Raw genomic sequence first — 25421 nt, 5'->3', positions numbered from 1 at the left:
ACACAATAGCAATTTTTAGAATATGTGGGCAAGAACAGGGTTAAAAGTAATTGCACTGTTAGTGCTCACATTGATTACCTTAACAGTGCAAATGAAAATTATAACGAATTAGAAAAAACATAAGTTAATGATTTTTAATGAAATAAATTGTTGGCTCACTAATTGCTCAGCATGGTTAACGTGAAATTAACAAATTCAGCGGTTTAATTAATAATAAAGTAGTAGCCGCTATAAATAACTACAAACGTAACTAAGGAAAAATAACATGCAACCGAGTACTGGGTTTAATCTCATATCGTTTAGCGGAAAAATGAAAATACTGCATTTAAGCTGGATGGTGTTTTTTATCTCATTTTTTGTCTGGTTTAACCATGCGCCATTATTAGGCGCTATAGCGGGTTCGCTAGGTATTACTATGGCACAAGTAAAAACGCTGCTTATTTTAAATGTGGCACTAACCATTCCTGCTCGCGTGGTTGTGGGCATGTTAACTGATAAATTTGGGCCTCGCATCGTTTATGCATCATTACTGATTTTATGTAGCATCCCATGTTTTATGTTTGCGATGGCCACCACGTTTGAGCAAGCCGCTATCGCGCGTTTTGCACTTGGCTTTATTGGTGCGGGTTTTGTTGTGGGCATTCGTATGGTGAGCGAGTGGTTCCCGGCAAACGAGTTGGGTACAGCAGAAGGTATTTACGGTGGCTGGGGTAACTTTGGTTCGGCAGCTGCTGCAATGCTATTACCTGTATTAGCGCTTATGTTTGGCGGTGACGATGGCTGGCGTTATGCGATAGGCCTAACCGGTGTATTAAGTGTCATTTTTGGTGTTATTTGGTACATCAGCGTAACTGACACGCCAAAAGGTGGCACTTACTTTAAACCAAAAAAAGTAGGAGCAATGGAAGTAACCAGCAAAGGCGACTTTGTATTACTTCTTATAATGAAGCTACCTATGTACGGTGCTTTAGCACTACTTACTTGGAAGCTTTCTCCTACTGGTGCAAATTTACTTTCTGAAAGTTTTGTTATTGGTACATATGTATTTTTGGTGCTGCTTTATCTTTACGAAGTTTATAAAACGTACGACATAAACGGCCATATTTTTAAGCAACCTGTTCCTGAATCACACCGTTACGAATTTAAACAAGTTGCAGTTTTAAATATTCTTTATTTTACAACGTTTGGCTCAGAGCTTGCTGTTGTATCTATGTTGCCATTATTTTTCAGTGAGGTGTTTGGCCTTGATATGGTATACGCAGGTTTGCTTGCATCAGCGTATGCGTTTATGAATTTAGCTTCTCGCCCCGGTGGTGGTTGGATCTCAGATAGAATGGGTCGTCGTAAAACACTTATTGTACTTACCACAGGCTTAGCTGTAGGTTATTTTGTTATGGGCTTAGTTGACGCTAGCTGGCCGCTTTGGCTTGCAGTTGCTGCTGCCATGGCGTGTTCGTTTTTTGTGCAAGCAGGGGAAGGCGCTGTATTTGCCGCTGTACCACTTATTAAACGCCGTTTAACGGGTCAAATTGCAGGTATGACGGGAGCTTACGGCAATGTAGGGGCTGTTGTATATTTAACGGCGCTCTCATTAGTTGATTACCAAACATTCTTTATGATTATTGCGGCAAGCGCATTATTAGGCTTAGGTGCATTATTTTTCATGAAAGAACCCGATGGCCACATCACAGAAGTAAACGAAGATGGCACCGTTGAACTTATTTCTGTGACTTAAGGCATACATATGTTTGATGAAACCCAAAAAGCCAGCGCACTTACCAACGAACTTAACGTTGAGTTTGGTGGGCACAGTAGCAAAGGTATAAAAACCGAAAACCAAGATGCGTTTGCTGCTCTTAATACTCAAGCGCAAGAAAAAGAGTCAAAAGGGGTTATTGCCTGCTTGGCCGATGGGTGTTCATCAGCAAAAAATGCTAAACAAGCGTCACAGTTATCGGTAACGCACTTTATAAATGAGTATTTAAATACACCACCAAGTTGGGCCGTTAAAAAGTCGGTATCTAAGGTATTGGCCAGTTTAAATCAGTGGCTTTACTCGCAATCGGTTAACTACAATCACCTTGGCCAGCGCCAAGCAGATTGGATGACCACGTTTACAGCGCTTATTTTAAAATCGGCCACGGGTTATATTTTTCATTTAGGAGATACCCGAATTACGCGGTTACGTGCAAAAAGTATGGAGGCGATAACACGCGACCATAAAGTAAACGATACCCTAACGCGAGCTTTAGGCGCGCAGCTTCATCAAGAAATTGATGTATACGAAGTTGAACTTAAAGCTGATGATATTTATATACTTACCTGCGATGGTGTACACGATGTGTTGCCATACAGTGATATACAAAAGCTAATTGATGAGCATACTAATTTAGAGCACGCAGCAAAAGCAGTCACAGAGCTTGCCATAGCAAGAGGCAGTGACGATAACGTAAGCTGCCTACTTGTAAAAGTGAATAGTATTGCAAAACAAAATTTAGACGAGTTATATCACTCTTTAACAAGGCGGAAGATTCCGCCACCGTTAAAAGTTGGCCAAAAAATTGATGACTTTACTGTTATCCGTGAATTACACGCTAGTAGCCGCTCGCACATTTATTTAGTGCAACAAACACCCGATATGCCGCCGGTTGTATTAAAAGCGCCTTCGGTAAATTTTGAAGACGATGTGCACTACCTTCAAGGCTTTATAAGAGAAGGCTGGGTGGGGCAACGTATTAATCATCCCAATGTAATGAAGGTTTTAAATACGCAATCGCAAAGCCGGTTTTTATATCATATTTGCGAATACATGGACGGGCAAACACTGAGTGATTGGAAGCATGATGTGCCGCATCCAGAAATTACCCAAGTGCGCAGTATTATTGAACAAATAGTACAAGCACTTAGAGCGTTTCAGCGTTTGGATATGGTGCACCGCGATTTAAAACTCGATAACGTGATGATAGACGCTCACGGCAAAGTAACATTAATCGATTACGGCACGGTAAGTGTTGCGGCTATGGATGAGTCGGTAAAGCAAATTGCTGATGATTGCCCGCAAGGTACGGTAGATTACACCGCACCAGAGACGCTTATCACTATGCACGCCGATTTTAAAAGTGATTTATTTTCGCTAGGCGTTGTTGCGTACGAATTATTATGTTCAAAATTGCCGTATCAGCCACTCGCGCATAATCATGTACCAAAAGATTACAGTCACTGGCAATACACTAGTATTCGTAAACACAGAGCAGATATCCCGTTTTGGTTAGATCAGGCTTTAATGAAAGCATTGGCTCCCAAACCCGAATTTAGATACCACGCATTTTCTGAATTTATAAGCGATATCAATAAACCTAATCCACATTTAAAAAGTACCGCCCCGAAAGACTCAATAATGAAACGCGATCCGGTTTTAGTCTGGAAAAGTATTTCGTTGTGTTTATTTATAGCCTTGGTGTGTGTACTCATAATTAAAAATTAAGAGATAAACATGTTAAATCATAAAAAAAACTTACCTATTATTTTTATACTGGGTAGCTTAACTGCGCCTTCAATTAGTGTTGCAGCGCAAACCGACCTTAACTTTAGACTGCGTTTTGAAAGCGCAGAGCAAGATAACGCGTTAAAAGATGCAAGTAGCTTAACGCTGCGCACACGCCTTACTCATAAAACAGATGAAGTGAATGGTTTTTCTGCACTTATTGAAGTTGAAGACAGCAGAAGCCTGTTAGGAGTAGACAATTACAACAATACACTGGGTAAAAATACTAATTACTCAGTAATAGCCGACTCAGAAACTACAGAAGTAGATCAAGGTTTTATAAAATACGCGAAAGATTCGTTATCAATTAAAGTGGGTAGGCAAGTAATAGCGCTTGATGGACAGCGGTTTGTGGGCCACGTTGGCTTTAGACAAGACAGGCAAACTTTTGATGCGGCAACAGTCAATTACACGTTTAATGATATTAATTTGCACTATAGCTACATAAGCAAGCGCAACCGTATATTTGCCGAAAGCAAAGATATTGATTCATCCGATCACCTTATCAATGCAAGTTTTAAAACAAGCTTGGGTAAAGTGGTTTTATACAGTTACTTATTAAGTAACGACGCAGTAGATGATGACAGCTTAGATACCTATGGTGTTTCTTTTAATGGTAATAAAACGCTCAGCAATACTAAGGTTTACTATAAAGCAGAGTATGCCACGCAATCTGCATCAACGAGCATGAGTGATTTTGATGCTGATTATTATGCATTTGAAGGCGGCGTTGATTTAGCCGGTTTAGGTATTAAAAACGTGACACTAAAAGCCGGTATTGAGTCACTGGGCTCTGATAATGGCGATTATGGCTTTGCTACGCCACTTGCCACAATGCATAAATTTAATGGTTGGGCTGATACGTTTTTAGCAACGCCTGCACAAGGGCTTGATGACACTTATGTAAGCTTAAATGGTAAAGCCTTTGACGGTAAATGGTTAGTGGCTTATCACAGCTTTGATGCAAACGATAATGTAAATGGCGTTGATGATTTAGGCTCAGAGCTTAATGTGCAATACGTTAAGCCTATTAATAAAACCTATGCCGTAGGCGCTAAATATGCCGATTATTCAGCAGGCGATAGCGCTGCAGGCAAAGTTGATACCCAAAAACTATGGGTGTGGGTGAGCGCTAAATTTTAAGTATTTAACCAGAACTCTGGTTATTTAATTTGAAGCGTTACAAGTTGGTGCAATAGCGCCAGCTTGTGGTGCTTCCACTTCTTTTTTACTGCACCAATTTGGTTAAGTCACTGTAATATATTGATTATATATCTGGCTTGCATATTGCTATAACAACTACATAACAAATTATACGTTTAAAGTACTCATTTATGCATTGAGTACTTTGAACAAAACAGGTGATTTTAATGCCAAGCAAGCAGCGTGTTGTCGTCGTAGGAAACGGGATGGTTGGGCATCATTTTGTACAGCAGCTAGTATCGCAGCAAGGTGATAACAAAAATGTTGATATTACCGTGCTCAGTGGTGAAGACCGCCTCGCTTATGACCGCGTTCAGCTCTCGTCATTTTTTAACGGCAAAACCGAAGACGATTTAGCACTTACCTGCAGTAAAACCTATCAAGATTGGCAAGTGTGCTTCCATACTCATTCTAAAGTGGTTGATATAAACCGAGATGCAAAAACGGTTACTACTGCAAAAGGCGAGTTATTTGAATACGACAAGCTAATACTGGCAACGGGTTCGTTTGCATTTGTGCCACCCATTCCAGGTAAAGATCGTGAGCATTGCCTCGTTTACAGAACCATTAACGATTTACACGCTATAAAAAAATCAGCACAAGATAGTAAAGTCGGCGTTGTTATTGGTGGTGGTTTACTAGGGCTTGAAGCAGCCAACGCATTAAAGCAGCTTGGCTTGCAAACCCATATAATAGAATTTGCACCACAACTTATGGGCGTACAAATAGATGGGGCTGGTGGGCGATTACTTAAAAATAAAATTACTGAACTTGGCGTTAAAGTGCATACCTCAGTGGCGACAGAGCAAATTATAGAAGGTGAAAACAGCCGTTATAAAATGTGCTTTAAGGGTGGTCAAACCCTAGAAACCGACATGATAGTATTTTCGGCCGGTATTCGCCCATACGATAACCTAGCTCGCGAGTTTAATTTAGAAATAGGTGAGCGCGGCGGCATCGTAATAAACAACCATTGCCAAACGAGTGATAAAAACATATACGCCACAGGCGAATGCGCCCTTTGGAATAACTTTATTTTTGGTCTTGTAGCACCGGGCTACGCGATGGCAAAAGTAGCGGCAGGGCATGTTTTACAACAGCTGTCTTCAAACAAAGCTTTACACACTACCTCAAACAATTCCTCAAATAGTGCTGATGAATTTAGCGGCGCCGATATGAGCACCAAGCTTAAATTAATGGGTGTTGAAGTGGGCTCAATTGGTGATGCCCATGCACGCAGTGAAGGCGCAATTAGCTATTACTTTGAAGATCAGCCAAACGGTATTTACAAAAAAGTAGTCACTAATGAGCAAGGCAATAAACTCATAGGTGCTGTACTTGTTGGCGATACAAGTGATTACGATAACTTATTGCAGTATCACTTAAATAGTATAGAGCTTAGTGTGCCCGCAGAGTCTTTAATAATGCCGCTTGCAGGTGACACGGGCGAGCTAAGCGCTGATGATTTACCAAGTGATGCCATTATTTGTGCGTGCCACAAGGTTACAAAACACACCATTGAACACGCGGTTATGCAAGGCTGCAGCGATTTAAGTGATGTGCAGCAAGCCACTAAAGCAAGTACGGGGTGTGGAGGGTGTGAAAAATTAGTGCAAAGCGTTATTAGCAGTGCACTTAATAATAAAATAGCCACGCTAACCCCAGTAGATGAACCTGTATCACAGAGCGCTTAACACTCACAATAAGAGAGCAGTATGGAAACTTTAAACACTTGTTCAAACATGCCTTTGCTTAAACAAACTACCTGCGCTTATTGTGGTGTAGGGTGCGGGGTTGATATTTCATTATTAAATAATACCCCAACAAAACTTGAAGGCACGCGCGAGCACCCCGCTAATTTTGGCCGTTTATGTGTTAAAGGCACGCATTTGCTTGACACCACCGGCAGTGATAACCGCTTAACATCGCCCCTTATTGATAACGAGCCTGCTAGCTGGGATGCTGCAACAAAATTCGTTGCTAATAGATTTAACGCCATTATTAAAGAGCATGGGCCGGAATCGGTTGCGTTTTATGTATCGGGGCAGTTACTCACTGAGGATTACTACGTTGCCAATAAATTAATGAAAGGCTACATAGGCTCAGGCAATATAGATACAAACTCAAGGCTGTGTATGTCATCGGCGGTTGCCGGTTATAAACGTGCATTTGGTGAGGACGTAGTACCATGTACCTACGACGATTTAGAGCAAACTGGGCTACTTATTTTAATTGGCTCAAATGCAGCGTGGACTCATCCGGTGCTTTATCAACGTATGGAGCGCGCAAAAAAGCTTAATCCAAACATGAAAGTAGTGGTTATCGACCCGCGAAAAACTGATACAGCCGAACTTGCCGATACCTTTTTAAATATAAAACCAGGCAGTGACGCAGCACTTTATAACGGCTTACTTAATTATTTAAGTGAACATAACTATTTAGATACGCAATTTATTAACGCGCATACAAATGGCTTTGAAACAGCGCTTGCAGAGGCGAAAAAGTGGAGTATTAAAACGGTAAGTGACTTTTGTGATATTGACGCGCAGCTAGTCAGTGACTTTTACGCCTTATTTGCAAAAAGTCCAACCGCCATTAGTTTTTATTCAATGGGTATTAACCAATCAAGTTCAGGGGTTGATAAGTGTAATGCCATTATAAATGCGCATTTAGCGTCGGGTAAATTGTTAAAACCTGGCTGTGGACCGTTTTCAATAACTGGGCAACCAAATGCAATGGGTGGGCGTGAAGTAGGTGGCTTGGCAAATCAATTAGCAGCACATTTAGACATTGAAAACGAAGCGCATCAACTTTTAGTGCAGCGTTTTTGGCAATCACCAACAATAGCTAAAAAAGTAGGGTGTAATGCTATTGATATGTTTGATGAAATCGCCAAAGGAAAAATAAAAGCTATTTGGGTAATGGCAACCAATCCAATGGTAAGCTTACCTAATAACGCAGCAATACAACATGCACTTGAGCAATGTGAGCTGGTGGTTGTGTCTGACTGTATTGCCAAAAGTGATACGCTAAAATTTGCTAATGTGGCGTTTCCCTCAACCGGATGGGGCGAAAAAAACGGCACAGTGACTAACTCAGAGCGCAGAATATCGAGGCAGCGCCCGCTAGTTGAGCCTTTCTCAGGGGCTAAAAACGATTGGCAAATAATGTGTTTAGTTGCCAAAAAAATGGGTTTTGAAGGATTTGATTTTACAGACCCCAGTGGCATTTTTGAAGAATGGGCACAACTGACTGATTTTGAAAATAATGGTGATAGGCTATTAAATTTATCAGCCTTAGTGGGGCTTTCGCAGCAGCAATACGATAACTTAAAACCCGTTATGTGGCCGGTACTAAAAAATGAGCCAAATAAAAACGGGCAGGTTTTTGCTAATAAACAATTTAGCACCGCGGATAAAAAAGCCCGCTTTATACCTATAACGCCCAAACTTCCTGTGCAGCAAACATCAAGCGATTACCCTTTTGTAATGAACTCAGGGCGAATACGCGACCAATGGCATACAATGAGCCGCACCGGAAAAAGTACAGCGCTTTCTACTCATATAACCCGCCCGTACATTGAAATAAACCCCATTGATGCCAGCAGACTAAATATAAAAGCAAACGATTTAATAACTGCCAATGCTAAAACTGGGCAGGTTACAGCTCATGCAAAAGTAACGGATGCCGTGCGTAAAGGTGAGTGTTTTATGCCTATTCACTGGAACAAGCAATTTGCCTCATCCGCAACGGTAAGTGGGCTCTATCAATCGGTTGTTGACCCTATATCGGGCCAGCCTGAGTGTAAGCATGGTGCTGTTGATTTAGTTAAAGCGCAGTTTGCTCAGTACATGCAAGTTTTTAGCAAAACAGAGCTTAAAATAACCAGTGATTTTTGGCTTAAAGTTAACGCAAGTAATTGTGTTAACTACCAGTTAGCGCTCAATGAGCCGCAAATTGATTTGCTTTATTATTGCCAAACACTGACAGGGTTACAAGGGCAGTGGTCGGCAATGGGCAGTGCAAAAGCAATGCATGTTCAATGTATTCAAAACGAGCAGTTAGTGTTTGTTGCGGTTATTTCGTTAGCTCAAAAAGACATATCACTTGAGTGGATAAATCATTTATTTGCAGAGCCTTTAATAACCTTTAGCCAATTACAGTCATTGCTGTATGCCACGCCCGATGAAGAATTTACCCAAGGCGCGCAAGTATGTAGTTGCTTTAAAGTACGTGAACAGCCCATTATAAACGCCATTAAATGTGGTGAAAATACAGTAGAAAAATTGGGGTCTAGATTAAAATGCGGCACTAACTGTGGGTCGTGTAAAACCCAGTTAAGCCAGTTAATAAAGCAGCATACTACGCAACACGCTAACAGTATTGATGTTGCAGTTGAAATGTAAATAAACAAGGAAGCATATGCTTAATGATCAATTTGGTCGGCAGTTTAACTATTTACGCCTCTCAATTACCGATGTGTGTAACTTTAGTTGCACCTATTGTTTACCAAACGGGTATCAGTGCGATACCCCGCGTAACTTTTTAAATAAAAACGAAATAAACACCTTAGTAAATGCGTTTGCGCAATTAGGCACAAAGAAAGTGCGCATTACGGGCGGTGAGCCGTGTTTACGCAGTGACGTAACCGACATTATAAAGCAATGTAAAAACACCCCAGGCATAGAAAAAGTCGCCATAACAACCAATGGTTTTAACTTATTTAATAAAATTGATGAGTTTTACAGCGCTGGCCTAGATGCGCTAAACATTAGTATAGATAGCTTAAACCCGAGCATGTTTAAATTAATTACAGGACACGACAAGCTAACCCATATTTTAAAAGGGATAGACCGGGCAATTGAGCTGGGCATAAAAGATATAAAAATAAATGCAGTGCTGGCTAAGCAATTTAATAAAAACCAATTAAATGATTTTTTAGACTGGGTAAAACATAAAAAAGTAACGGTACGCTTTATCGAATTAATGGAAACAGGTAATGGAGCCACCTTTTTTGAACAAAACCATTTAAGCGGGCAAAGTGTTAAAACGCAGCTTTTAGCACAAGGTTGGTTACAGGTAGTGAGAGGTAAATTAAACGGCCCTGCAGAGGAGTTTTGTCATCCCGATTTTGAGGGTCGCATTGGCTTAATTATGCCCTACAGTAAAGACTTTTGTAAAAGCTGTAACCGATTAAGAGTATCGTCATTAGGCAAATTACATTTGTGCTTGTTTGCCGAGCAGGGAATAGATTTACGCCAGCATTTAAATTCGCAAGATACGCCAGCCACTGTAAACGCGATTCAAGCGGCAATGGGCAATAAAACCATTAGCCATGAGCTTGATAAGCGCTTAACGGGCGCCACAACCCATTTAGCTATGTTGGGCGGCTAAAGTGAGTGATAAGGCTGTATTCATGGGCGTTGTACTCGCTGGTGGGCAATCATCAAGAATGGGCAGCGATAAAGCCAATCTAATTTTAAAAAATAAAACCTTACTGCAAAATGCATGTGAATTATTAAAAGCTGCAGGAGCAAGTAATGTACTTATAAGCCGTAATGTACAAAGTGTAACTGCTCAATACATAGCAGATATATACCCTGGTTCTGGCCCGCTTGGCGGGATTTATTCAACCTTAATGGCAACAGAGCAAGATATACTTATAACCGCTGTTGATATGCCATTGCTTACTTGCACGTTATTATCGCAAATTGCATCTGCAGGAAGCGATAATTCCCACTTTCAAACAAATCAACCACAAATACATGCGTGGCACTTTGAAAATGAACCGTTACCCCTGTATATTCGTAACACCCAAAGCGTTAAACGTCATTTAAAACAATTACTCATAAACGTAAATAGTCATAAATCAATTAAACAGTTTACCCGTAGTATTGGTGTGCAAACGTTAAAATGTAATAAAGCGCATGCACTTGTTAATACCAATACACCGGCGCAATTTAAAGCTGTTAACGAGCAATTTGACCAACACAAACCTAATTTATTGAGAAGAACCCTATGAGCCATACCACAGAGTCACAAATCGCACTAAACATTGCCGTAATGACAGTAAGCGATACACGCGATGAAATTACGGATACTTCAGGCCATTATTTAATTAAAGCCCTTACTGAAGCAGGCCATCACTTAGCGGATAAAGACATAGTTAAAGATGATGTTTACCAAATGCGAGCAGTTGCATCGCAGTGGATTGCCGATGACACCATTCACGCTATTTTAGTAACCGGTGGTACGGGCTTTACTGAGCGCGACTCAACACCAGAGGCATTTGCACCGCTGTTCGATAAAAGCGTAGATGGATTTGGTGAGCTATTTAGACATATTTCGTACGGCGAAATTGGTAACTCAACTATTCAATCGCGTGCGTTGGCGGGCCTTGCCAATAACACTGTTATTTTTTGTATGCCTGGCTCTACGGGCGCATGTAAAACAGCCTGGACAGGTATTATAAAAGATCAGTTAGACTCAATGCACAAGCCATGTAACTTTGCCCCGCATATTACTATTGGTAAAAAATGCGAATCGCGAGAGCAATAATATGCTGAGCCACGTAGACGAAAATGGCCAAGCAAACATGGTTGATGTATCGCTAAAAGAGGTCACTCTGCGCGATGCATCTGCCGAGGCCTACATTAAAATGAGCAAACAGGCTTTTGAGCAAGTGTTGCTTAATCAAAATAAAAAAGGTGACGTGCTAGGCGTTGCCCGTATTGCGGGTATTCAGGGTGCTAAAAAGTGCGCCGATTTAATTCCGCTTTGTCATCCGCTGGCACTGAGTAAAGTAGCCGTTGATTTTGAGCTTGATGAAGCACATAGCCAAATTAAAGTCACCAGCTACTGTAAATTAGCAGGTAAAACGGGCGTTGAAATGGAAGCGCTCACCGCTGTATCTGTGGCGACCCTAACATTATTTGATATGTGTAAAGCCGCCGACCCGCTTATGGAAATACACGGTATGCGTGTAACGCAAAAAGCAGGAGGCAAGCATGGCAGCTGGCAGCGAGACTAATTTAAATGATACTGATGCAGCTGCAGGGCATGTAAACGTACTATTTTTTGGCCAACTTAAAGAGCGCCTAAAGTGCGATAAGTTAACCGTTGATATAGCGCATACCCTTAGCATTACAGCGTTTAAACACATGCTGGTTGAGCAAAACCCGCATTGGCAAGCATGGCTTGAAGAGCGTGATGTATTGTGTGCGCTTAATCAAACTATGTCATCAAGCGATGAGCTTGTAAAAGCAGGGGATGAACTTGCTTTTTTCCCACCCGTTACAGGTGGCTAATGAGTATAAGTATTAACGTACAAACGCACGATTTTTCAGTAGGCGAGCAACATGGCGCACTTTGCAGCAATAACAAAAGTGATGGTGCCGTAGTGACGTTTACAGGGTTGGTGCGAGAATTTAGCAGCGGCGATAACGTAATCGCCCTTGAGCTTGAACACTACCCAGGGATGACTGAGCAACTACTGCAATCGATAGCCGAACAAGCACAAACACGCTGGCAACTTGCTCGTATAAGTATTATTCATCGAGTAGGTTATTTAGCGCTTGGTGAGCAAATTGTATTTGTTGGCGTAACTAGCCGCCACCGCCAAGCCGCGTTTGAAGGCGCACAATTTATAATGGACTACTTAAAAAACCACGCCACGTTTTGGAAAAAAGAGCATTTTAAAGACTCCTCTAACTGGGTTGAGTTTAAACAGAGCGACAAGCAAGCACTAAATAAATGGCAAGGTATCGAACAGGATGCAATTAAGTAAATGCATATAATCTCTACCAATATCTCTAAAATAAAATCGGTCGTGCATAACGGCAAAGAGGTCAAAACCGGCATATTTAAAACGCCAACCAGTGAGCCGGTTGTTCTTGAAAAACTAAATATAATAGGTGATGAACAAGCCGATTTAGTTAATCACGGCGGTATTGATAAGGCGGTTTATGCGTTTTCGCACAATCATTATGATTACTGGAAACGCACCCTTAATAATGATGATTTAGCAGTCGGTTCCTTTGGCGAAAACTTTACAATTTTAGAGCTTGATGAGCAAAATATTCATATAGGCGATCGTATTCGTGTAGGTACAGCACTACTTGAAGTAAGCCAGCCGCGAGTGCCGTGCTTTAAGCTTGCCATTGCACTTAATAATAAACAAAGCCTAAAACTGTTTACCCAGTATTACCACACGGGTGTTTATTTTAGAGTGCTTGAGCAAGGTGTTGCTAAAAGTGGCGATGCCGTGACTATTGAACATAAAGCCAAACACAACATTTCGGTTAAAACGTTGTTTCAGGCGTTTTTTGATAAACAATACCCAGATTATGAAAGCGTATTATTAGCAGCACTTGAACTCCCCGAGCTTGCACTTGAGTGGCAAACTAAAATTAAAAAGAAGCTTTCATTAGAACTTAACCAATAATTTATTTTAATATTAAAAGGTGACTATGCGTGTTTGGCTCATTAGCCTTTTATTTTTACTCACACTCACTCAATTCAATTATTTTTTTAGCCACTGCATACAGTGAACTATGCGATTCCATTGCTTGTTTTTGAAGCTGTTTATGAGCGTGCTCTTCACTTATTTTTAACTGTTCTATTAAAATATATTTAGCTTGATGAATGACTTTTTGTTCGCTTATTAGCTGTTTGGCATCTAATAAAGCTTGGTTTATTCGTTTTATATGTTGTGCTTGCTCAAGTATTAAATCGTACATTGTTTTATTACTACTCAGCTTACTTACCGCCGAATTTGAAGGCTCACCTATTTTAAGAGCGAGTTGTCCATCTGAAACAGGAATATACTCTTGTTCTAGTGAGCTTAATATTTGCTTGTTTGAGTTAAGCTTTCGTTGAGCGCCAGCAATCCGCATCGCTGCGCTATCAATTAAATGGTCGCTAATATTTTGCTCAATTTTATGCATTATATCGATGCGAGTAGTCGTTACCTCATACCACACTTCACTTAACTGAGATAAAGGTTGTGCATTTTGGTCGTCTAGTTTTTGTAGCAGGCTTCTTAGTTGATCAACTTGTTTATTAACCGGGTGCTCTATAAGTGATGAGTAACATTTTAATAAATGATTGTCGGCGTATTCACTAAAGAAGGAAAAACGGTTTTCTTGTTCTTGCATAAAATGAGCAAGTTGCTGTTTTTGTTCGCATGAAAACTTACTTTCGGCAAAGGCTTGAGCGCCACAGGCACGCTCTTGTCCTGCATACTCTTTGCCTTGCATAAAGTTAAAATAAGCCACTAAAAGGCGAATAACTTGCGGATCGTTTGCACCATCGGCTGCTTCTAAAATTATATTTAACAAGCCGGCAATTAGGTTTGTAAATGACTGGGTAGCATGAACGGGTGTAATGTTTTGATTCGCTATTTGATAACGAAGCGAGGGTAATGCGTCGAGTGATTGCAAGCTATGAGAAATTAAATTATACAGCCTCGAATGACCATTTAAGGAGGTGTCGGTAATAAAAGTTGTTTTTAAAGAGTTATAAAAATAACGTTGAGTCGTTTGCGTTACCGTTATTTGCTCTTTAAGTTCGCAATTAAATTGTAGGCTTTTAGACGCTAAAAATATATTGCTCATAGCACGTTCTTTCTGCAATTGATGAACAAAGTCGCCTAATTTTGTTAACGACGCACAGCTATTTTGTAATTGTTTTAGCGCGTCTATTTCTTGATATTTAGCCGCAAGTAAAAATTGTTTTGTGAGAGGGTTTGCTGTTTGCATGGAGTTATTTCCGCACTTTTTTGTTTATGAAGTGCAACCTCTATTCCATATATGTAAAGATTTTATTATTCAAATTAAAATCAATTTAAAACAGCTGCTTGTGTATTACTTTAAACTAATAAAGTAAAAACAGATTTATTTTAGCAACACGAAAAGCCCCTTTTTGGTGCATTAAAAAAGAGTTTTGCCACACGGTGTACCGGTATTAAAAAACGCGCTTATTCCTGGGGAAGAATAAGCGCGGATAGTGCGTTAAGCGTTAACATGTTGCACTAAAAGCGCTGGGTCAATATTCATTGTATGATTAACTACTTCACCAATGATAATGAGCGTTGGCCCCATTAACGTAGCTACTGATTCATTATTCGATATATCGTTAATAGACCCTGTTATTATTTTTTGGTTAGTTGTTGTTGCATTTTCTATTAAGGCAATAGAAGTGTTGTCGGGCCAACCTACTGATTTTAAGCCTTTACATAATTCGTTAAGCCTACTCAGCCCCATGTAAACAACAAGTGTTGGGTTGTTTTTACCTTGCATAAATGTGTAATTTTGCCAATTAGGTAACTTTTTAGGATCGGCAAATTGAGCGGTTAAAAAAGTTACACTGCGAGCTACATCACGAGCAGTTAAGGGAATACCTGTATATGCCGATGCAGCGCAAGCGGTTGTCACACCAGGAACAATTGCAAAACTAATATTATTTTGTGTTAGCGCGTCAGCTTCTTCATTTATACGAGCAAAAATGCTCGGGTCGCCGCCTTTTAAGCGCACTACATTTAACCCTTGTTGAGCATACTTAACTAAAAGATCACAAATATTCGCTTGCGACATAGAGTGTTTACCAGCGCGTTTACCTACGAATACTCGCTGTGCTTTTTTAGGTAATGTACTTAATAAATCTTCACTTACTAGCCAGTCATACAAAATAATATCGGCAGATTGAATTAATCGCTGAGCTTTAACAGTAATGAGTTCGGCATCGCCTGGGCCCGCACCAATAATATAAACATGGCCATTTTTAGCCTTTTTGTCGGTAAACTTAACCCCATTGGTTAGCTTGTTAATTACCTTGTTTAAACAGATGTTTTCAACACCCGAAAAATAAGAGAGCACACTCATAATTATTCCTCTAAGCTGCAGCTGCTATTGCTTTAGGCTCAGCGTTTATAAATACGTTGCCGTCTTCAATTTTAATATCAAACACGGGGACTTGAATTGACTCATCTTCAAGACATTGGCCTGTTTTTAAACAGAAATGCTGTTTATATAAAGGTGAAGCCACAACAAATTTATTACTGAAAGAGCCAATAATTCCGCGCGATAACACATTCGCTTTACCGATAGGATCATAGTTACCGACTGCGAATAAAGGGCATTCATTTTGTGGTAGGTAAAAAATAGCCACTTGTTGGTTTTTAACTAGTGCGCATACGCCGCTGTTAGCAACAAGGCAATCGGTTGTTCCAATATTATGCCAAGACATCAGCTTGCTCCTCTTGTATTTCTGTTACCGCAATTCGGTTTTGAGTTATCTGTTGTTCGCGTTTTTCAGCGTCTGTGGCTGGGCGAATTTGATTACGTTCTTGCACAAACAAAATGTTGTCATCGGTTTGTGGGCTATTAACAAATTGGCGAAAGCGTTTTGTTGCTTCTGGATTGTCTACTGTTTTTTTCCACTCACATGCGTATGTATTCGCTACCAAATCCATTTGTTCTTCAAGCTCTTGGCAAATACCTAAACTGTCGTCAATCACTACACTTTTGAGATAATCAAGGCCGCCCTCTAAGTTCTCCATCCATACTGAAGTACGCTGTAACTTGTCGGCGGTTTTTATGTAAAACATCAATACACGGTCAATGTATTTTATAAGCGTGGTTGTATCTAAGTCGGTAGCAAATAAGTCAGCATGGCGAGGGCGCATGCCACCGTTACCACACACGTATAAGTTCCAGCCATTTTCAGTTGCTATGATACCGATGTCTTTACTTTGTGCTTCAGCACATTCGCGGGTACAACCTGACACTGCCATTTTAATTTTATGAGGAGAGCGCAATCCTTTATAACGGTTTTCGATATCGATGGCATGACCTACACTGTCTTGTACGCCATAACGACACCATGTACTGCCTACGCAAGACTTAACCGTTCTCAGAGACTTACCATAAGCATGACCTGTCTCAAAGCCAGCTTCAATCAGTCTTTCCCAAATAACAGGCAGCTCTTCTAAACGTGCACCAAATAAATCGATGCGTTGTCCGCCAGTCACTTTACAATAAAGATTAAAGTCTTTAGCTACTTGACCGATGACAATGAGTTTGTCGGGTGTAATTTCACCACCAGCAATACGCGGTACAACAGAGTAAGAGCCGTCTTTTTGCATATTGGCAAGGAAGGTGTCGTTTGTATCTTGAAGGCCTACATGGGTTGGCTCTAGGATAAAATCGTTCCATGTTGAGGCTAAAATAGAGGCCACTGCGGGTTTACATATTTCACAGCCATGGCCGCTGCCATGTTTAGCTATTAAATCATCAAAGGTTTTGATGCTTTCTACTTTAACCATATGGAGTAATTCTTGACGCGAATACGCGAAGTGCTCACAGAGGTGATTATTTACTTCAACGCCTCGACTTGCCAGTTCGTCGTCAACTACCGATTTAAGTAACGCTGCACAACCACCGCAACCGCTGGCAGCTTTGGTGCATGATTTAACTGAGGCTAAATCGCATGAGCCACCATCAATAGCTCCCACAATGTCGCCTTTACTCACGTTATGGCACGAACAAATAGTGGCTGTATCGGGTAGGGCGCTGCCCGCAAGAGAAGGGGCGCCGGCGCTATCTGGTAAAATTAAACATTCAGGGTGCTCTGGTAAGTCCATGTCGTTTAACATGTATTGAAGTAGCGTATCGTAATCACTGGTATCGCCAACAAGGACAGCGCCTAAAAGCTTATCGCCAGTTTCATTTAATATAATTTTTTTGTAGCAATCTCTAATTGGATCTTGATAAATGAGCTCTTTGCAGTTGGGCGTTTTTGCATGCGCATCACCAATAGATCCTACTTCTACACCTAGTAGTTTTAATTTAGTGCTCATATCTGCACCTAAAAACTCAAGCTCGCCGCCACTTAGCTGGCTTGCTGCAACGCGAGCCATGTTGTAACCCGGCGCCACTAAGCCAAATAACTTTTTGTCCCATAGGGCACATTCGCCAATAGCCAAAATATCAGGGTCTGATGTTTGGCACTGGTTATTGATGACTATACCGCCACGCTCCCCAAGCTCTAGATCAGCCACTTTACCTAGCTGATCATAAGGACGAATACCGGCAGAGAATAAAATTAAGTCGGTTTCTAAATAAGTGTCGTCTGAAAAGTTTAATCTAAAGCGGCTAGTTTCACCTTTAACTATTTCGCTGGTTGCTTTTGATGTATGAACAGTCACACCCAGTTTTTCTATTTTATTTTTTAATAGCGTGCCGCCTTGCTCGTCTAGCTGGACAGCCATAAGCTGCGGCGCAAATTCAACAACATGTGTATCAAGTCCTAATTGTTTAATGGCGTTCGCGGCTTCAAGTCCTAATAAACCACCACCAATAACTACACCACTTTTACTGGCTGCGGCACTGGCTTTTATTTGCTCTAAATCCTCTAGGGTGCGATAAACCAAACAATGTGGTTGATCGTTTCCCTTAATTGGCGGCACAAACGGGAACGAGCCCGTAGCAAGTACAAGCTTATCGTACGGGTATTGATCGCCTGTTTGAGTATTAACAACTTTGTTTAGTCTATCTATGCCTTCAACCCATTGGTTAGTGAATACACTAATATTGAGTTGTTGATAATTTTCTAAAGTTGTTAGGGCTAAATCGTTTGCTGTTTTACCATCAAATACGCTTGATAAATAAACACGGTCGTAAGCTAAATTTGCTTCACCACACAAAACGGTGATGTTTGCGTTAGCATCGCTTTGGCGCATTTTTTCTACAAAATGATGTCCGACCATACCATTGCCAATTATTAGTATTTTTTGCGCGGTTTGCATTAGGCATTCCTTCAGTGACGGTTTAAATTTTACACACAAAAAAGCCCGTCACGATTGTAATTAAATACAATTGTGTACGGGCCTCTTTGCCTCTGGTTGCTTTTTCAACCAATATGTATGCCGTTAATTAACGTGCTTAGTGTTCAATAAAGCAATAACCTAGCCATAAGTTTAAGCTATTGATTAATAGTGATATTAATGTGCTTTTAGGATTTAGAGATTTAAAAACGAACACTTTAGGTGCAAGGTTAGTACTAATTAGTGCAGTAAAAAATATATTTAATGTTTTGAAAATGAGTGAGAGTTATCCCCATTGTTTTGTTAAATTGTGGGAGATACTCATATGGGTATGTTGCGTGCAACATCCATTTAACCAGTGATAAGCGCTAACGTGTTTTTTAGCTATGTAGTTAACTATTAATGAAAGCGAGCAGGGTAATCATAGTTATATAGAAGCCAACGCCTAGCGCAATAACCGGCACTACTTTTTTGGATTTCCTTTGTTTAAAACTAGCATAATCTTTAAATTCCATTTTATAGCTTCCAAACGTTGTAACTTTTAACAGCATACAACCTGTTGCATAAAACAAGAAACCGAAGGCTGTTTCAATTAAAAGCCATAAAAATATATCTGTAACAATGCTCATTTTTCCCCCTTAATCAAAAAGCCCAGCTAATTAGCGTAAACCAATAATAGTAAAGCATAGTTATTGGTAAAAAATAATACTTAAATTGTAAGTAAACATGCGAGTGTATTCTCTCACATTTTGCAAAATGCAAACTTGCCAATTGCAAACTGCATTAGGATTATATTGAATTTATTTTATTTATAATAAATTCATAAAGTTAAGTTTTGGAATAGACCCTGCAACAGTTTAATTACTTAACTTTTTAAGGGCTAAATTATGAAACTAAATAAACTTGCAACAGCATGCTTAGTTATATTTCCATGCGCTGTGCTCAGTCAACCATTCGAGTCGTGCCCCAGCCAGGCATTTTTAATGCAAGATGCTAACGCGCAACTTTACGGAATAGATTTAGTTTCAGCTAAACCTACCGTTTTGGCATCGCAGCTAACGTTCGCTAACGAATTAAATACTAACAGCGTTAACGCAGTTGGTTTTAATTATAAAGATCAATACATGTACGGTTACAGTAAGCAAACGCCTGGCAGCGTAGTACAGCTTGGCAGCAACTACGAAATGAAACGGCTAAACGTACAAGGTTTACCTGCCACTAATTTTTACGTCGGTGATATACAAGTTGTAGGTGAGGGCAATGACCAACGGGCTACCTATTATGTTTATCATCCTAACTTTGGCCTATATGGTATTAATTTAGATGGTGATTTAGAAGCATCTATTACGGCAAGTTTGTTACCCAATACAAACACATGGAGATTGTCTATTTATGACTTTGCCTTTCACCCAGCTAGTAACCTTTTATACGCGGTTGAGCCAAATGGCAATTTATACGAAATAGATATTGCAGCAAATACCCACACGTTAATTACTCAAGTTGATGTAGGCGATGATACTGGCGCATTTGGCGCGGCTTATTTTGATGTAAAGGGCCAGTTTTATTTTAGTAACAATAAAAGCGGTAAAATTCATAAAGTTGATTTAAGTGTTAGCCCAGTGGTTGGCTACACCCCGGTGGCAAATGTGTTTACATCGGGGCCTAAATCAAGTCAAAACGACGGTGCGCGCTGTGCCATTGCGGAAGTAAAAGTAACTGATAGCTCAATTGATTTTGGTGACGCGCCAGCGCCTTACAACACAAGCCTTGAGCAAAGTGGCGCAAGGCATTTATTTGACCCGAATAGTACCGGCTCAGATTTAATTTATTTGGGAAGCTCGGTGGATGGTGAAAACATTAATACCAATGCCGATTTACTATTGTCTCCTATTGACGATTCAGACGATGGCGTAAGTTTTGTAACGGCGATTTCGGCAGGGCAAGACTCGCAAATTATTGTTAACGCGTCTACTTCTGGCTTTTTATATGCGTGGTTTGATTGGGACCAAAATGGCCGTTTTACTGAAGACGAAAGAATGGTAACTAAACGTGCCATAAATGAAGGCGATAACAGCATTTTAATCACGGTGCCAAGTAACACTAAAGCGGGCCAAACATGGGCTCGATTCAGAGTCACAGATGGCACAGAGGCGTCGCTGATCACGGCAACAGGCGGTGTGCTGGGCGGCGAAGTAGAAGATTACGAAATTACCACTTATGCAAGTGCCGTATACCCTGGCGAAAATGATTGGGTAACCCTTGCTTTTGAGGATAGATGGCCGTTTGCAGGTGATTACGACTTTAATGATCTAGTACTCAATTACAGAACCACACAGCTTATGGAAGGCAGTAATGTGGTTGGCTATAAAATAGATGGTCAACTAATCGGTATTGGAGCCACATACCATAATGGATTTGCTGTGAGATTAAAAGAAACCGTTAGTAGCAGCACACGTACTATCATGCGAGATGAAGTAGATGAAGATGCAATTAGCTTTATTATTGACGGGCAACCGCAAACAGTGAGTCCTTTGGAGGCAGGTAGAAACGAAGCCATCCTCATTTTCATGCAAGATACCTGGGCTCACGTTTCAAAAGAGTCGGGCTGTAGTTACTTTAGAACAGAAGATAATTGCGATGAAAACGTTAAAGTTACCTTTAGCATGAGTATTCCTTTAAAAGAACCAAAAGCGAAAAGTGTATCTCCCGGTACGCTACTTGACCCGTTTATTTTTGCAACTAATGGCTTTTACCACGGTGATTTTTTAGTCGGTAAAAACGCCCGAGGATGGGAAGTACACATTAAAAACCAGGCACCAACTGAAGCGTTTGATACATCACTCTACAGCGTTACAAACGCAGATGATGCCAGCGTACAAAGTAATGGTTTGTATTTTCTTAACGAAAACGGTTTACCGTGGGCAATGGAGGTCGGTATGCAATGGCTGCATCCCCTTGAAGGGGTAGACATAACCGACGCTTACGGTAGTTTTGCTGACTTTGCTCAATCATCGGGTAAACAAAAGCCAACGTGGTTTAACGATTACAGTATTAGTAATGTTGTTGTAAGAGGGGAACAGTAATGAAAAAAGCACTATTAATTTTATCACTATCAATAGGGTTAACAGCATGTGGCGGCGGTGGTTCAGAAGAGACAAAAGCACCAGCAGTCGCGACGGTATCTTCTACCTCTACTCCAGCAAATAATCCAACAGGGATTAACGCAATCACTGTTGATAACGAATTTAATTTATCTACTAAATATTCACTTGATGTTGATGTTGACCTAGGGATGGGTGATGTAAGAGCCTACTTAAATGTGTGCCAAAAAAAGGTGGCATCTCAACGAGCAGATTATAACAACTGTATTTACAGAGGGGCTCTTAGTAATACCGCTCTCGATACGCAATTAGTGTTAAGCAATCAAGATATTGAACTGATTGCTGAAATTTGGTTTTACGATGAGTCGACCGAACCGCTTTTATTCACTTGGCAGTACGAACCAGCTCAAGCACAACAACAGTTTGTTATCAGATGATAATTATTAAAATGGTTAGGTTTAAAAAGTAATGTCAAATATCCCAGAAAGTAATAATCCGCACTATTTAGTTTTGCGGATTATTTTTATATGTGCAGCAGCCGTATTTATCTTACTCGCGTTTAATCCCTTAACTAGCTTTTATGCCGATGTATTTTCATCTTTACGAATACAGATGTTAATTGCGGCGTTGATGTGCGGGGGCGCACTTATGTTGTTAAAACTGTACAAATTATCTGCAGTGGTGATCCTACTTTGCGCGCTGGGGCTAGGCCCTATTTTGGTGTCTTTTCCCGTAACATCGCCTGTTAATTCAGAGGCTTTATCAATCAAGCAAATTAATGTTAATTATAGTAATAAATACCTTTCAACACATTTACTGAGTTTGCGTGATGAAAATTGGGATGTGCTTATTTTACAGGAATTTAGTGATAAAAATCGCCACCTGTTAACTCAATTTATAACCACTACCGACATGTTTGGCTATGAGGAGGTTGAGGGAATACCCTATGGTATGGTTGTTTTATCGCGAATACCTATGGTTTATAAGCAACAAGTTAAATTAGATGGCGACAAGTTAGGGTATTTAAAACTAAAGTTTATGGTGGGTAATACGGTGTTGACTACGTTTATTGCGCACCCGCCTTCACCACGCTCTAAACGTCATTGGCAAAATAGAAATACGCTATTGGCGGCATTAAAGCTTTCAACACAAAATGAAAAGGGCGCATGGCTCGTCGCCGGGGATTTAAATGTAGTACCTTGGTCTTCATATTTTGAGTGGCAGCAAGCTCAAACCTGCTTTGGGCAACATCGATACTCAAGCTTTATGCCTTTTAAAAAAGGGCACTCTATTTTGACTGGCTTACCTATAGATCACTGTGTAATGAGCGAACAAGTTTTATTACAAAGCCTAGTGGTCAAGGACTTTAAAGGCAGTGATCACAAAATGTTAAGCTATAAAATAAGTCTAAAATAAAAGGCGCTCAATATAGTAAGCACCTTTTTATCCTTAGTGTTTTACATGTATTTTAAATTTATTTAATAGACTGTTTTATGTCATGTACTAAGTGTTGAAGATTTCGCCTATGGGGAAACAATAAAAATGCAGCAGTGGCTAAGCAAAAAGCTTTAAACTTGTAACCTATTTCTCGGTAGTATTCGCTATAACATTCGAGCATTCTGGCTTTGGCTTTAAAGCGAGAAACCACACCAATATCATTTTTACAGCGATCTATTATTATTTGCATCGCAGTTAAACGGTTTTGTCTGTTAGCAGTGATAGAGCCTGCTCTCATTAAATAGCCCATTGATACCTGATTAGAAAAAGCCACATTACCAATACGCGCTAATTTAAGCCAACAATCCCAATCGCTTGCGCTATTGAGTGATTTATCAAACTTACCCACATAACAAATTGCTGATTTTTTTACCACGACAGACGAGGTACCGATAACGTTTGCAAACAGCAATAAGTCCATAGGCGATTTAAGGTTTTGATAACCTTCAGTGTTCCAATTAATAAATTTTGTAAACTCAGGCCAATATGAAAAACAATCAATAATGGGTTCGTACTGTTCATTAACATGCATATAATTAGTAAAGCTCAGCACACAATCACGATTATTTTGCATGTAGGTAACCTGGTTAAATAATTTATCATCTGTCCAGTAATCGTCAGCATCTAAAAAAGCAATGTAGTCGCCTTTGGCAAGTTCAATGGCTTTATTTCTGACACTAACAACCCCGCTATTTTTCTGCTTTATAACACGCATGTTAGGGAGTGATTGTTGTAACTTATTTAGCCACTCAATACTTCCATCAGTTGACCCATCATCAATAATAAGTATTTCACACTCAATATTATGCTGCCTAACAACGCTTGAAATAGCCTTAGCCAAATACTGCTTACAGTTGAAGTTAGGAATAATAACGCTTACCTGAATACTCATAGTACTCACCTTTTGTGTTTTTCATTAACCTTAACTACGCAAGATAAGCGCCAACCATTAATAGGCATTTGCGGGCTGTTTTTTGTTTTATGATTTGCAAATTGCGATAAGCCTTCGCAAATTGACTTTTTACAGGGGCTTTTTAGCGTTTTATAACGGGCACAGATTTTGCGATGTAACCGTTAAGTTTATTAGGAGTTTTAACTATGAAACATGTTGGTATCGTTGTACCTAGCTTTCACATACCTTCAGAAACGTTTGTTGTAACTGAAATTAACGCGCTGGTGAATGCAGGGCATAGAGTGACCGTACTGACGTTTGAAAATTTAAATTACTGTGTTCATTTAAATAAAAATGTGCAGGTGATTGTTATTAAAAAATCAACACCATCGGCAGTTAATACACTACTTAAAAGCCCACTAATGGCGGTAAAAGGCGGTGTTATTGCAAGTCGCTTTAAGTCTATTTCGGCCATGTCTTTAATGGGCTATGGGTTAAATATTGCTGAAATCATTCGTGCAAAAAAAATCTCTCATATCCATTGTCATTTTATGCATGCACCACTGGCTTACTCCATTATCGCTAGCAAAATAGCCGGCGTGAGTGTGTCATCTATTGGCCACGGTCACGATGTTTATGTGAATGATGATGATTTAAAGCTTAAATTATCGTTGTGCGACTTTTCAGTTGCTGTATGTAAAGACATGGCTGTAAAACTCAGTAAATACAGCGCAGGAAAAATACAGCTACTGCATTGTGGTATTGATTTGAGCTTGTTTAATAATAAACCAAATCGATTAACAGAATCGGTTAACCTTATTTTTGTTGGTCGGTTAATTGAGAAAAAGGGATTACAATTTTTACTTCCGGCAATCAAAAAAATTAGCAAAAAACATTCAATCACACTGGATATAGTAGGCGATGGCCCTTTACTTAATGACCTAAAATATTTTTGCGAACAGCTAGGAATTATGAATGAGGTCAACTTTTTAGGCTCAAAAAGCCCAAAGTGGTTAGCAATAAACACCAGCAATTATTCGGCTTTAATTGCGCCGTTTTGCGTGTCTAAAAATGGCGATCGCGACACGGGGCCGGTTGTACTTAAAGAAGCCATGGCTAGCGGTATACCTGTTTTAACTACTGAGCTAATGGGTGCAAAAGAAATTGTAAATGATGATGTTGGCGCTAAATGTGAGCCTTCAAGCATTACTGGTATTGAGCAAATGCTTAATGACTTTTGTGCACTAACGCCTTACCAGCGCTACGAAAAAGGGCTAAATGCAAAAAGGTTAGCGACAAAACGCTTTAATGCAAATTCGCAAGCCAAAAAGTTATCTCATTGGGTTCAAGGGATATAGGTGC

At 40.1% G+C, this 25421-nt stretch carries 22 protein-coding genes; 16 read left to right on the top strand and 6 right to left on the bottom strand.

Annotated elements, in window-relative coordinates:
- Window positions 1-265: 265 nt before the first annotated feature.
- From RF53_RS07690 to RF53_RS07635, 12 genes are all read left to right on the top strand, one after another.
- Complete coding sequence (locus RF53_RS07690) at window positions 266-1735, top strand: NarK family nitrate/nitrite MFS transporter (protein WP_039037173.1); 1470 nt, start codon at window positions 266-268, stop codon at window positions 1733-1735.
- 9 nt (window positions 1736-1744) lie between these two features.
- The gene (locus RF53_RS07685) at window positions 1745-3484 is read left to right on the top strand and encodes a bifunctional protein-serine/threonine kinase/phosphatase (RefSeq protein ID WP_039037172.1); all 1740 of its coding nucleotides are present in this window, start codon (window positions 1745-1747) and stop codon (window positions 3482-3484) included.
- Window positions 3485-3493: 9 nt separating this feature from the next.
- Window positions 3494-4687: an alginate export family protein gene (locus tag RF53_RS07680; protein WP_039037171.1), complete on the top strand. Its 1194-nt coding sequence runs from the start codon at window positions 3494-3496 to the stop codon at window positions 4685-4687.
- Between the two features lie 227 nt (window positions 4688-4914).
- Window positions 4915-6441 carry an FAD-dependent oxidoreductase gene (locus tag RF53_RS07675; protein ID WP_082014424.1) on the top strand — a complete coding sequence of 509 codons (1527 nt, stop codon included), beginning with the start codon at window positions 4915-4917 and terminating at the stop codon, window positions 6439-6441.
- A gap of 21 nt (window positions 6442-6462) precedes the next feature.
- A complete protein-coding gene (locus RF53_RS07670; RefSeq protein ID WP_039037170.1) occupies window positions 6463-9153 on the top strand; it encodes a nitrate reductase in 2691 nt (896 codons plus the stop codon).
- Window positions 9154-9169: 16 nt separating this feature from the next.
- Window positions 9170-10141, top strand: coding sequence for a GTP 3',8-cyclase MoaA (moaA, locus tag RF53_RS07665; RefSeq protein WP_039037169.1), 972 nt, complete (start codon window positions 9170-9172; stop codon window positions 10139-10141).
- 1 nt (window position 10142) lies between these two features.
- The gene (locus RF53_RS07660) at window positions 10143-10769 is read left to right on the top strand and encodes a molybdenum cofactor guanylyltransferase (RefSeq protein WP_039037168.1); all 627 of its coding nucleotides are present in this window, start codon (window positions 10143-10145) and stop codon (window positions 10767-10769) included.
- Window positions 10766-11305 (top strand): molybdenum cofactor biosynthesis protein B, encoded by a 540-nt coding sequence (gene moaB, locus RF53_RS07655; protein WP_004587753.1) that lies wholly within the window; start codon window positions 10766-10768, stop codon window positions 11303-11305. Before RF53_RS07660 ends, moaB begins: the two co-directional genes overlap by 4 nt.
- 1 nt (window position 11306) lies before the next feature.
- Window positions 11307-11777, top strand: a complete 471-nt coding sequence (gene moaC / locus RF53_RS07650) for a cyclic pyranopterin monophosphate synthase MoaC (RefSeq protein ID WP_006794371.1) — start codon at window positions 11307-11309, stop codon at window positions 11775-11777.
- Window positions 11755-12054: a MoaD/ThiS family protein gene (locus RF53_RS07645; RefSeq protein ID WP_039037167.1), complete on the top strand. Its 300-nt coding sequence runs from the start codon at window positions 11755-11757 to the stop codon at window positions 12052-12054. The genes moaC and RF53_RS07645 overlap by 23 nt, the downstream gene beginning before the upstream one ends.
- Entirely contained in the window at window positions 12054-12533 is a 480-nt protein-coding gene (gene moaE / locus RF53_RS07640; protein WP_039037166.1) for a molybdopterin synthase catalytic subunit MoaE, read from the top strand. Before RF53_RS07645 ends, moaE begins: the two co-directional genes overlap by 1 nt.
- Window positions 12534-13190: an MOSC domain-containing protein gene (locus tag RF53_RS07635; protein WP_039037165.1), complete on the top strand. Its 657-nt coding sequence runs from the start codon at window positions 12534-12536 to the stop codon at window positions 13188-13190.
- A 55-nt stretch (window positions 13191-13245) separates the two neighbouring features.
- Here RF53_RS07635 and RF53_RS07630 read toward each other — a convergent pair whose 3' ends face one another.
- From RF53_RS07630 to RF53_RS07610, 5 genes are all read right to left on the bottom strand, one after another.
- On the bottom strand, window positions 13246-14505 hold the full coding sequence (locus tag RF53_RS07630) for a nitrate- and nitrite sensing domain-containing protein (RefSeq protein WP_039037164.1): 1260 nt from the start codon (window positions 14503-14505) through the stop codon (window positions 13246-13248).
- Window positions 14506-14757: 252 nt separating this feature from the next.
- Window positions 14758-15627, bottom strand: a complete 870-nt coding sequence (gene cobA / locus RF53_RS07625; protein ID WP_039037163.1) for a uroporphyrinogen-III C-methyltransferase — start codon at window positions 15625-15627, stop codon at window positions 14758-14760.
- 10 nt (window positions 15628-15637) lie between these two features.
- Window positions 15638-15991 (bottom strand): nitrite reductase small subunit NirD, encoded by a 354-nt coding sequence (nirD, locus tag RF53_RS07620; RefSeq protein ID WP_039037162.1) that lies wholly within the window; start codon window positions 15989-15991, stop codon window positions 15638-15640.
- Complete coding sequence (gene nirB / locus RF53_RS07615; RefSeq protein WP_039037161.1) at window positions 15978-18551, bottom strand: nitrite reductase large subunit NirB; 2574 nt, start codon at window positions 18549-18551, stop codon at window positions 15978-15980. The genes nirD and nirB overlap by 14 nt, the downstream gene beginning before the upstream one ends.
- A 410-nt stretch (window positions 18552-18961) precedes the next feature.
- Window positions 18962-19198: a hypothetical protein gene (locus RF53_RS07610; protein WP_039037160.1), complete on the bottom strand. Its 237-nt coding sequence runs from the start codon at window positions 19196-19198 to the stop codon at window positions 18962-18964.
- A 258-nt stretch (window positions 19199-19456) separates the two neighbouring features.
- On the opposite strand from RF53_RS07610, the gene RF53_RS07605 reads away from it, so the two are divergent.
- The 3 genes from RF53_RS07605 to RF53_RS07595 are packed head-to-tail and all read left to right on the top strand — an operon-like array spanning window position 19457 to window position 23086.
- Window positions 19457-21652, top strand: coding sequence for an LruC domain-containing protein (locus RF53_RS07605; RefSeq protein ID WP_039037159.1), 2196 nt, complete (start codon window positions 19457-19459; stop codon window positions 21650-21652).
- Entirely contained in the window at window positions 21652-22107 is a 456-nt protein-coding gene (locus tag RF53_RS07600) for a hypothetical protein (protein WP_039037158.1), read from the top strand. The genes RF53_RS07605 and RF53_RS07600 overlap by 1 nt, the downstream gene beginning before the upstream one ends.
- Window positions 22108-22138: 31 nt before the next feature.
- Window positions 22139-23086, top strand: a complete 948-nt coding sequence (locus RF53_RS07595) for an endonuclease/exonuclease/phosphatase family protein (RefSeq protein WP_039037157.1) — start codon at window positions 22139-22141, stop codon at window positions 23084-23086.
- A gap of 58 nt (window positions 23087-23144) precedes the next feature.
- Here the strand turns inward: RF53_RS07595 and RF53_RS07590 are convergent, their stop codons facing one another.
- Window positions 23145-24059: a glycosyltransferase family 2 protein gene (locus RF53_RS07590; protein ID WP_039037156.1), complete on the bottom strand. Its 915-nt coding sequence runs from the start codon at window positions 24057-24059 to the stop codon at window positions 23145-23147.
- A 206-nt stretch (window positions 24060-24265) separates the two neighbouring features.
- Here RF53_RS07590 and RF53_RS07585 point away from each other — a divergent pair, with 206 nt between their 5' ends.
- Window positions 24266-25417 carry a glycosyltransferase gene (locus RF53_RS07585; RefSeq protein WP_039037155.1) on the top strand — a complete coding sequence of 384 codons (1152 nt, stop codon included), beginning with the start codon at window positions 24266-24268 and terminating at the stop codon, window positions 25415-25417.
- Window positions 25418-25421: the final 4 nt, after the last annotated feature.

The sequence above is a fragment of the Pseudoalteromonas sp. ECSMB14103 genome (assembly GCF_000813065.1).
In the GTDB taxonomy this organism is placed as follows: domain Bacteria; phylum Pseudomonadota; class Gammaproteobacteria; order Enterobacterales; family Alteromonadaceae; genus Pseudoalteromonas; species Pseudoalteromonas marina.
Note: the sequence above shows the minus strand (reverse complement) of the source record. Positions and strands in the feature narration are given on the sequence as shown.

What these genes read in the sequence shown, in the direction of transcription:
- RF53_RS07595 (WP_039037157.1), top strand. Translation starts at nt 22,139, where the DNA reads ATGTCAAATATCCCAGAAAGTAATAATCCGCACTATTTAGTTTTGCGG.
- RF53_RS07605 (WP_039037159.1), top strand. Translation starts at nt 19,457, where the DNA reads ATGAAACTAAATAAACTTGCAACAGCATGCTTAGTTATATTTCCATGC.
- cobA (WP_039037163.1), bottom strand. Translation starts at nt 15,627, where the DNA reads ATGAGTGTGCTCTCTTATTTTTCGGGTGTTGAAAACATCTGTTTAAAC.
- RF53_RS07675 (WP_082014424.1), top strand. Translation starts at nt 4,915, where the DNA reads ATGCCAAGCAAGCAGCGTGTTGTCGTCGTAGGAAACGGGATGGTTGGG.
- RF53_RS07635 (WP_039037165.1), top strand. Translation starts at nt 12,534, where the DNA reads ATGCATATAATCTCTACCAATATCTCTAAAATAAAATCGGTCGTGCAT.
- RF53_RS07610 (WP_039037160.1), bottom strand. Translation starts at nt 19,198, where the DNA reads ATGAGCATTGTTACAGATATATTTTTATGGCTTTTAATTGAAACAGCC.
- RF53_RS07685 (WP_039037172.1), top strand. Translation starts at nt 1,745, where the DNA reads ATGTTTGATGAAACCCAAAAAGCCAGCGCACTTACCAACGAACTTAAC.
- RF53_RS07630 (WP_039037164.1), bottom strand. Translation starts at nt 14,505, where the DNA reads ATGCAAACAGCAAACCCTCTCACAAAACAATTTTTACTTGCGGCTAAA.
- moaA (WP_039037169.1), top strand. Translation starts at nt 9,170, where the DNA reads ATGCTTAATGATCAATTTGGTCGGCAGTTTAACTATTTACGCCTCTCA.
- RF53_RS07590 (WP_039037156.1), bottom strand. Translation starts at nt 24,059, where the DNA reads ATGAGTATTCAGGTAAGCGTTATTATTCCTAACTTCAACTGTAAGCAG.
- moaE (WP_039037166.1), top strand. Translation starts at nt 12,054, where the DNA reads ATGAGTATAAGTATTAACGTACAAACGCACGATTTTTCAGTAGGCGAG.
- RF53_RS07680 (WP_039037171.1), top strand. Translation starts at nt 3,494, where the DNA reads ATGTTAAATCATAAAAAAAACTTACCTATTATTTTTATACTGGGTAGC.
- moaB (WP_004587753.1), top strand. Translation starts at nt 10,766, where the DNA reads ATGAGCCATACCACAGAGTCACAAATCGCACTAAACATTGCCGTAATG.
- RF53_RS07645 (WP_039037167.1), top strand. Translation starts at nt 11,755, where the DNA reads ATGGCAGCTGGCAGCGAGACTAATTTAAATGATACTGATGCAGCTGCA.
- RF53_RS07690 (WP_039037173.1), top strand. Translation starts at nt 266, where the DNA reads ATGCAACCGAGTACTGGGTTTAATCTCATATCGTTTAGCGGAAAAATG.
- RF53_RS07585 (WP_039037155.1), top strand. Translation starts at nt 24,266, where the DNA reads ATGAAACATGTTGGTATCGTTGTACCTAGCTTTCACATACCTTCAGAA.
- nirD (WP_039037162.1), bottom strand. Translation starts at nt 15,991, where the DNA reads ATGTCTTGGCATAATATTGGAACAACCGATTGCCTTGTTGCTAACAGC.
- RF53_RS07600 (WP_039037158.1), top strand. Translation starts at nt 21,652, where the DNA reads ATGAAAAAAGCACTATTAATTTTATCACTATCAATAGGGTTAACAGCA.
- moaC (WP_006794371.1), top strand. Translation starts at nt 11,307, where the DNA reads ATGCTGAGCCACGTAGACGAAAATGGCCAAGCAAACATGGTTGATGTA.
- RF53_RS07670 (WP_039037170.1), top strand. Translation starts at nt 6,463, where the DNA reads ATGGAAACTTTAAACACTTGTTCAAACATGCCTTTGCTTAAACAAACT.
- nirB (WP_039037161.1), bottom strand. Translation starts at nt 18,551, where the DNA reads ATGCAAACCGCGCAAAAAATACTAATAATTGGCAATGGTATGGTCGGA.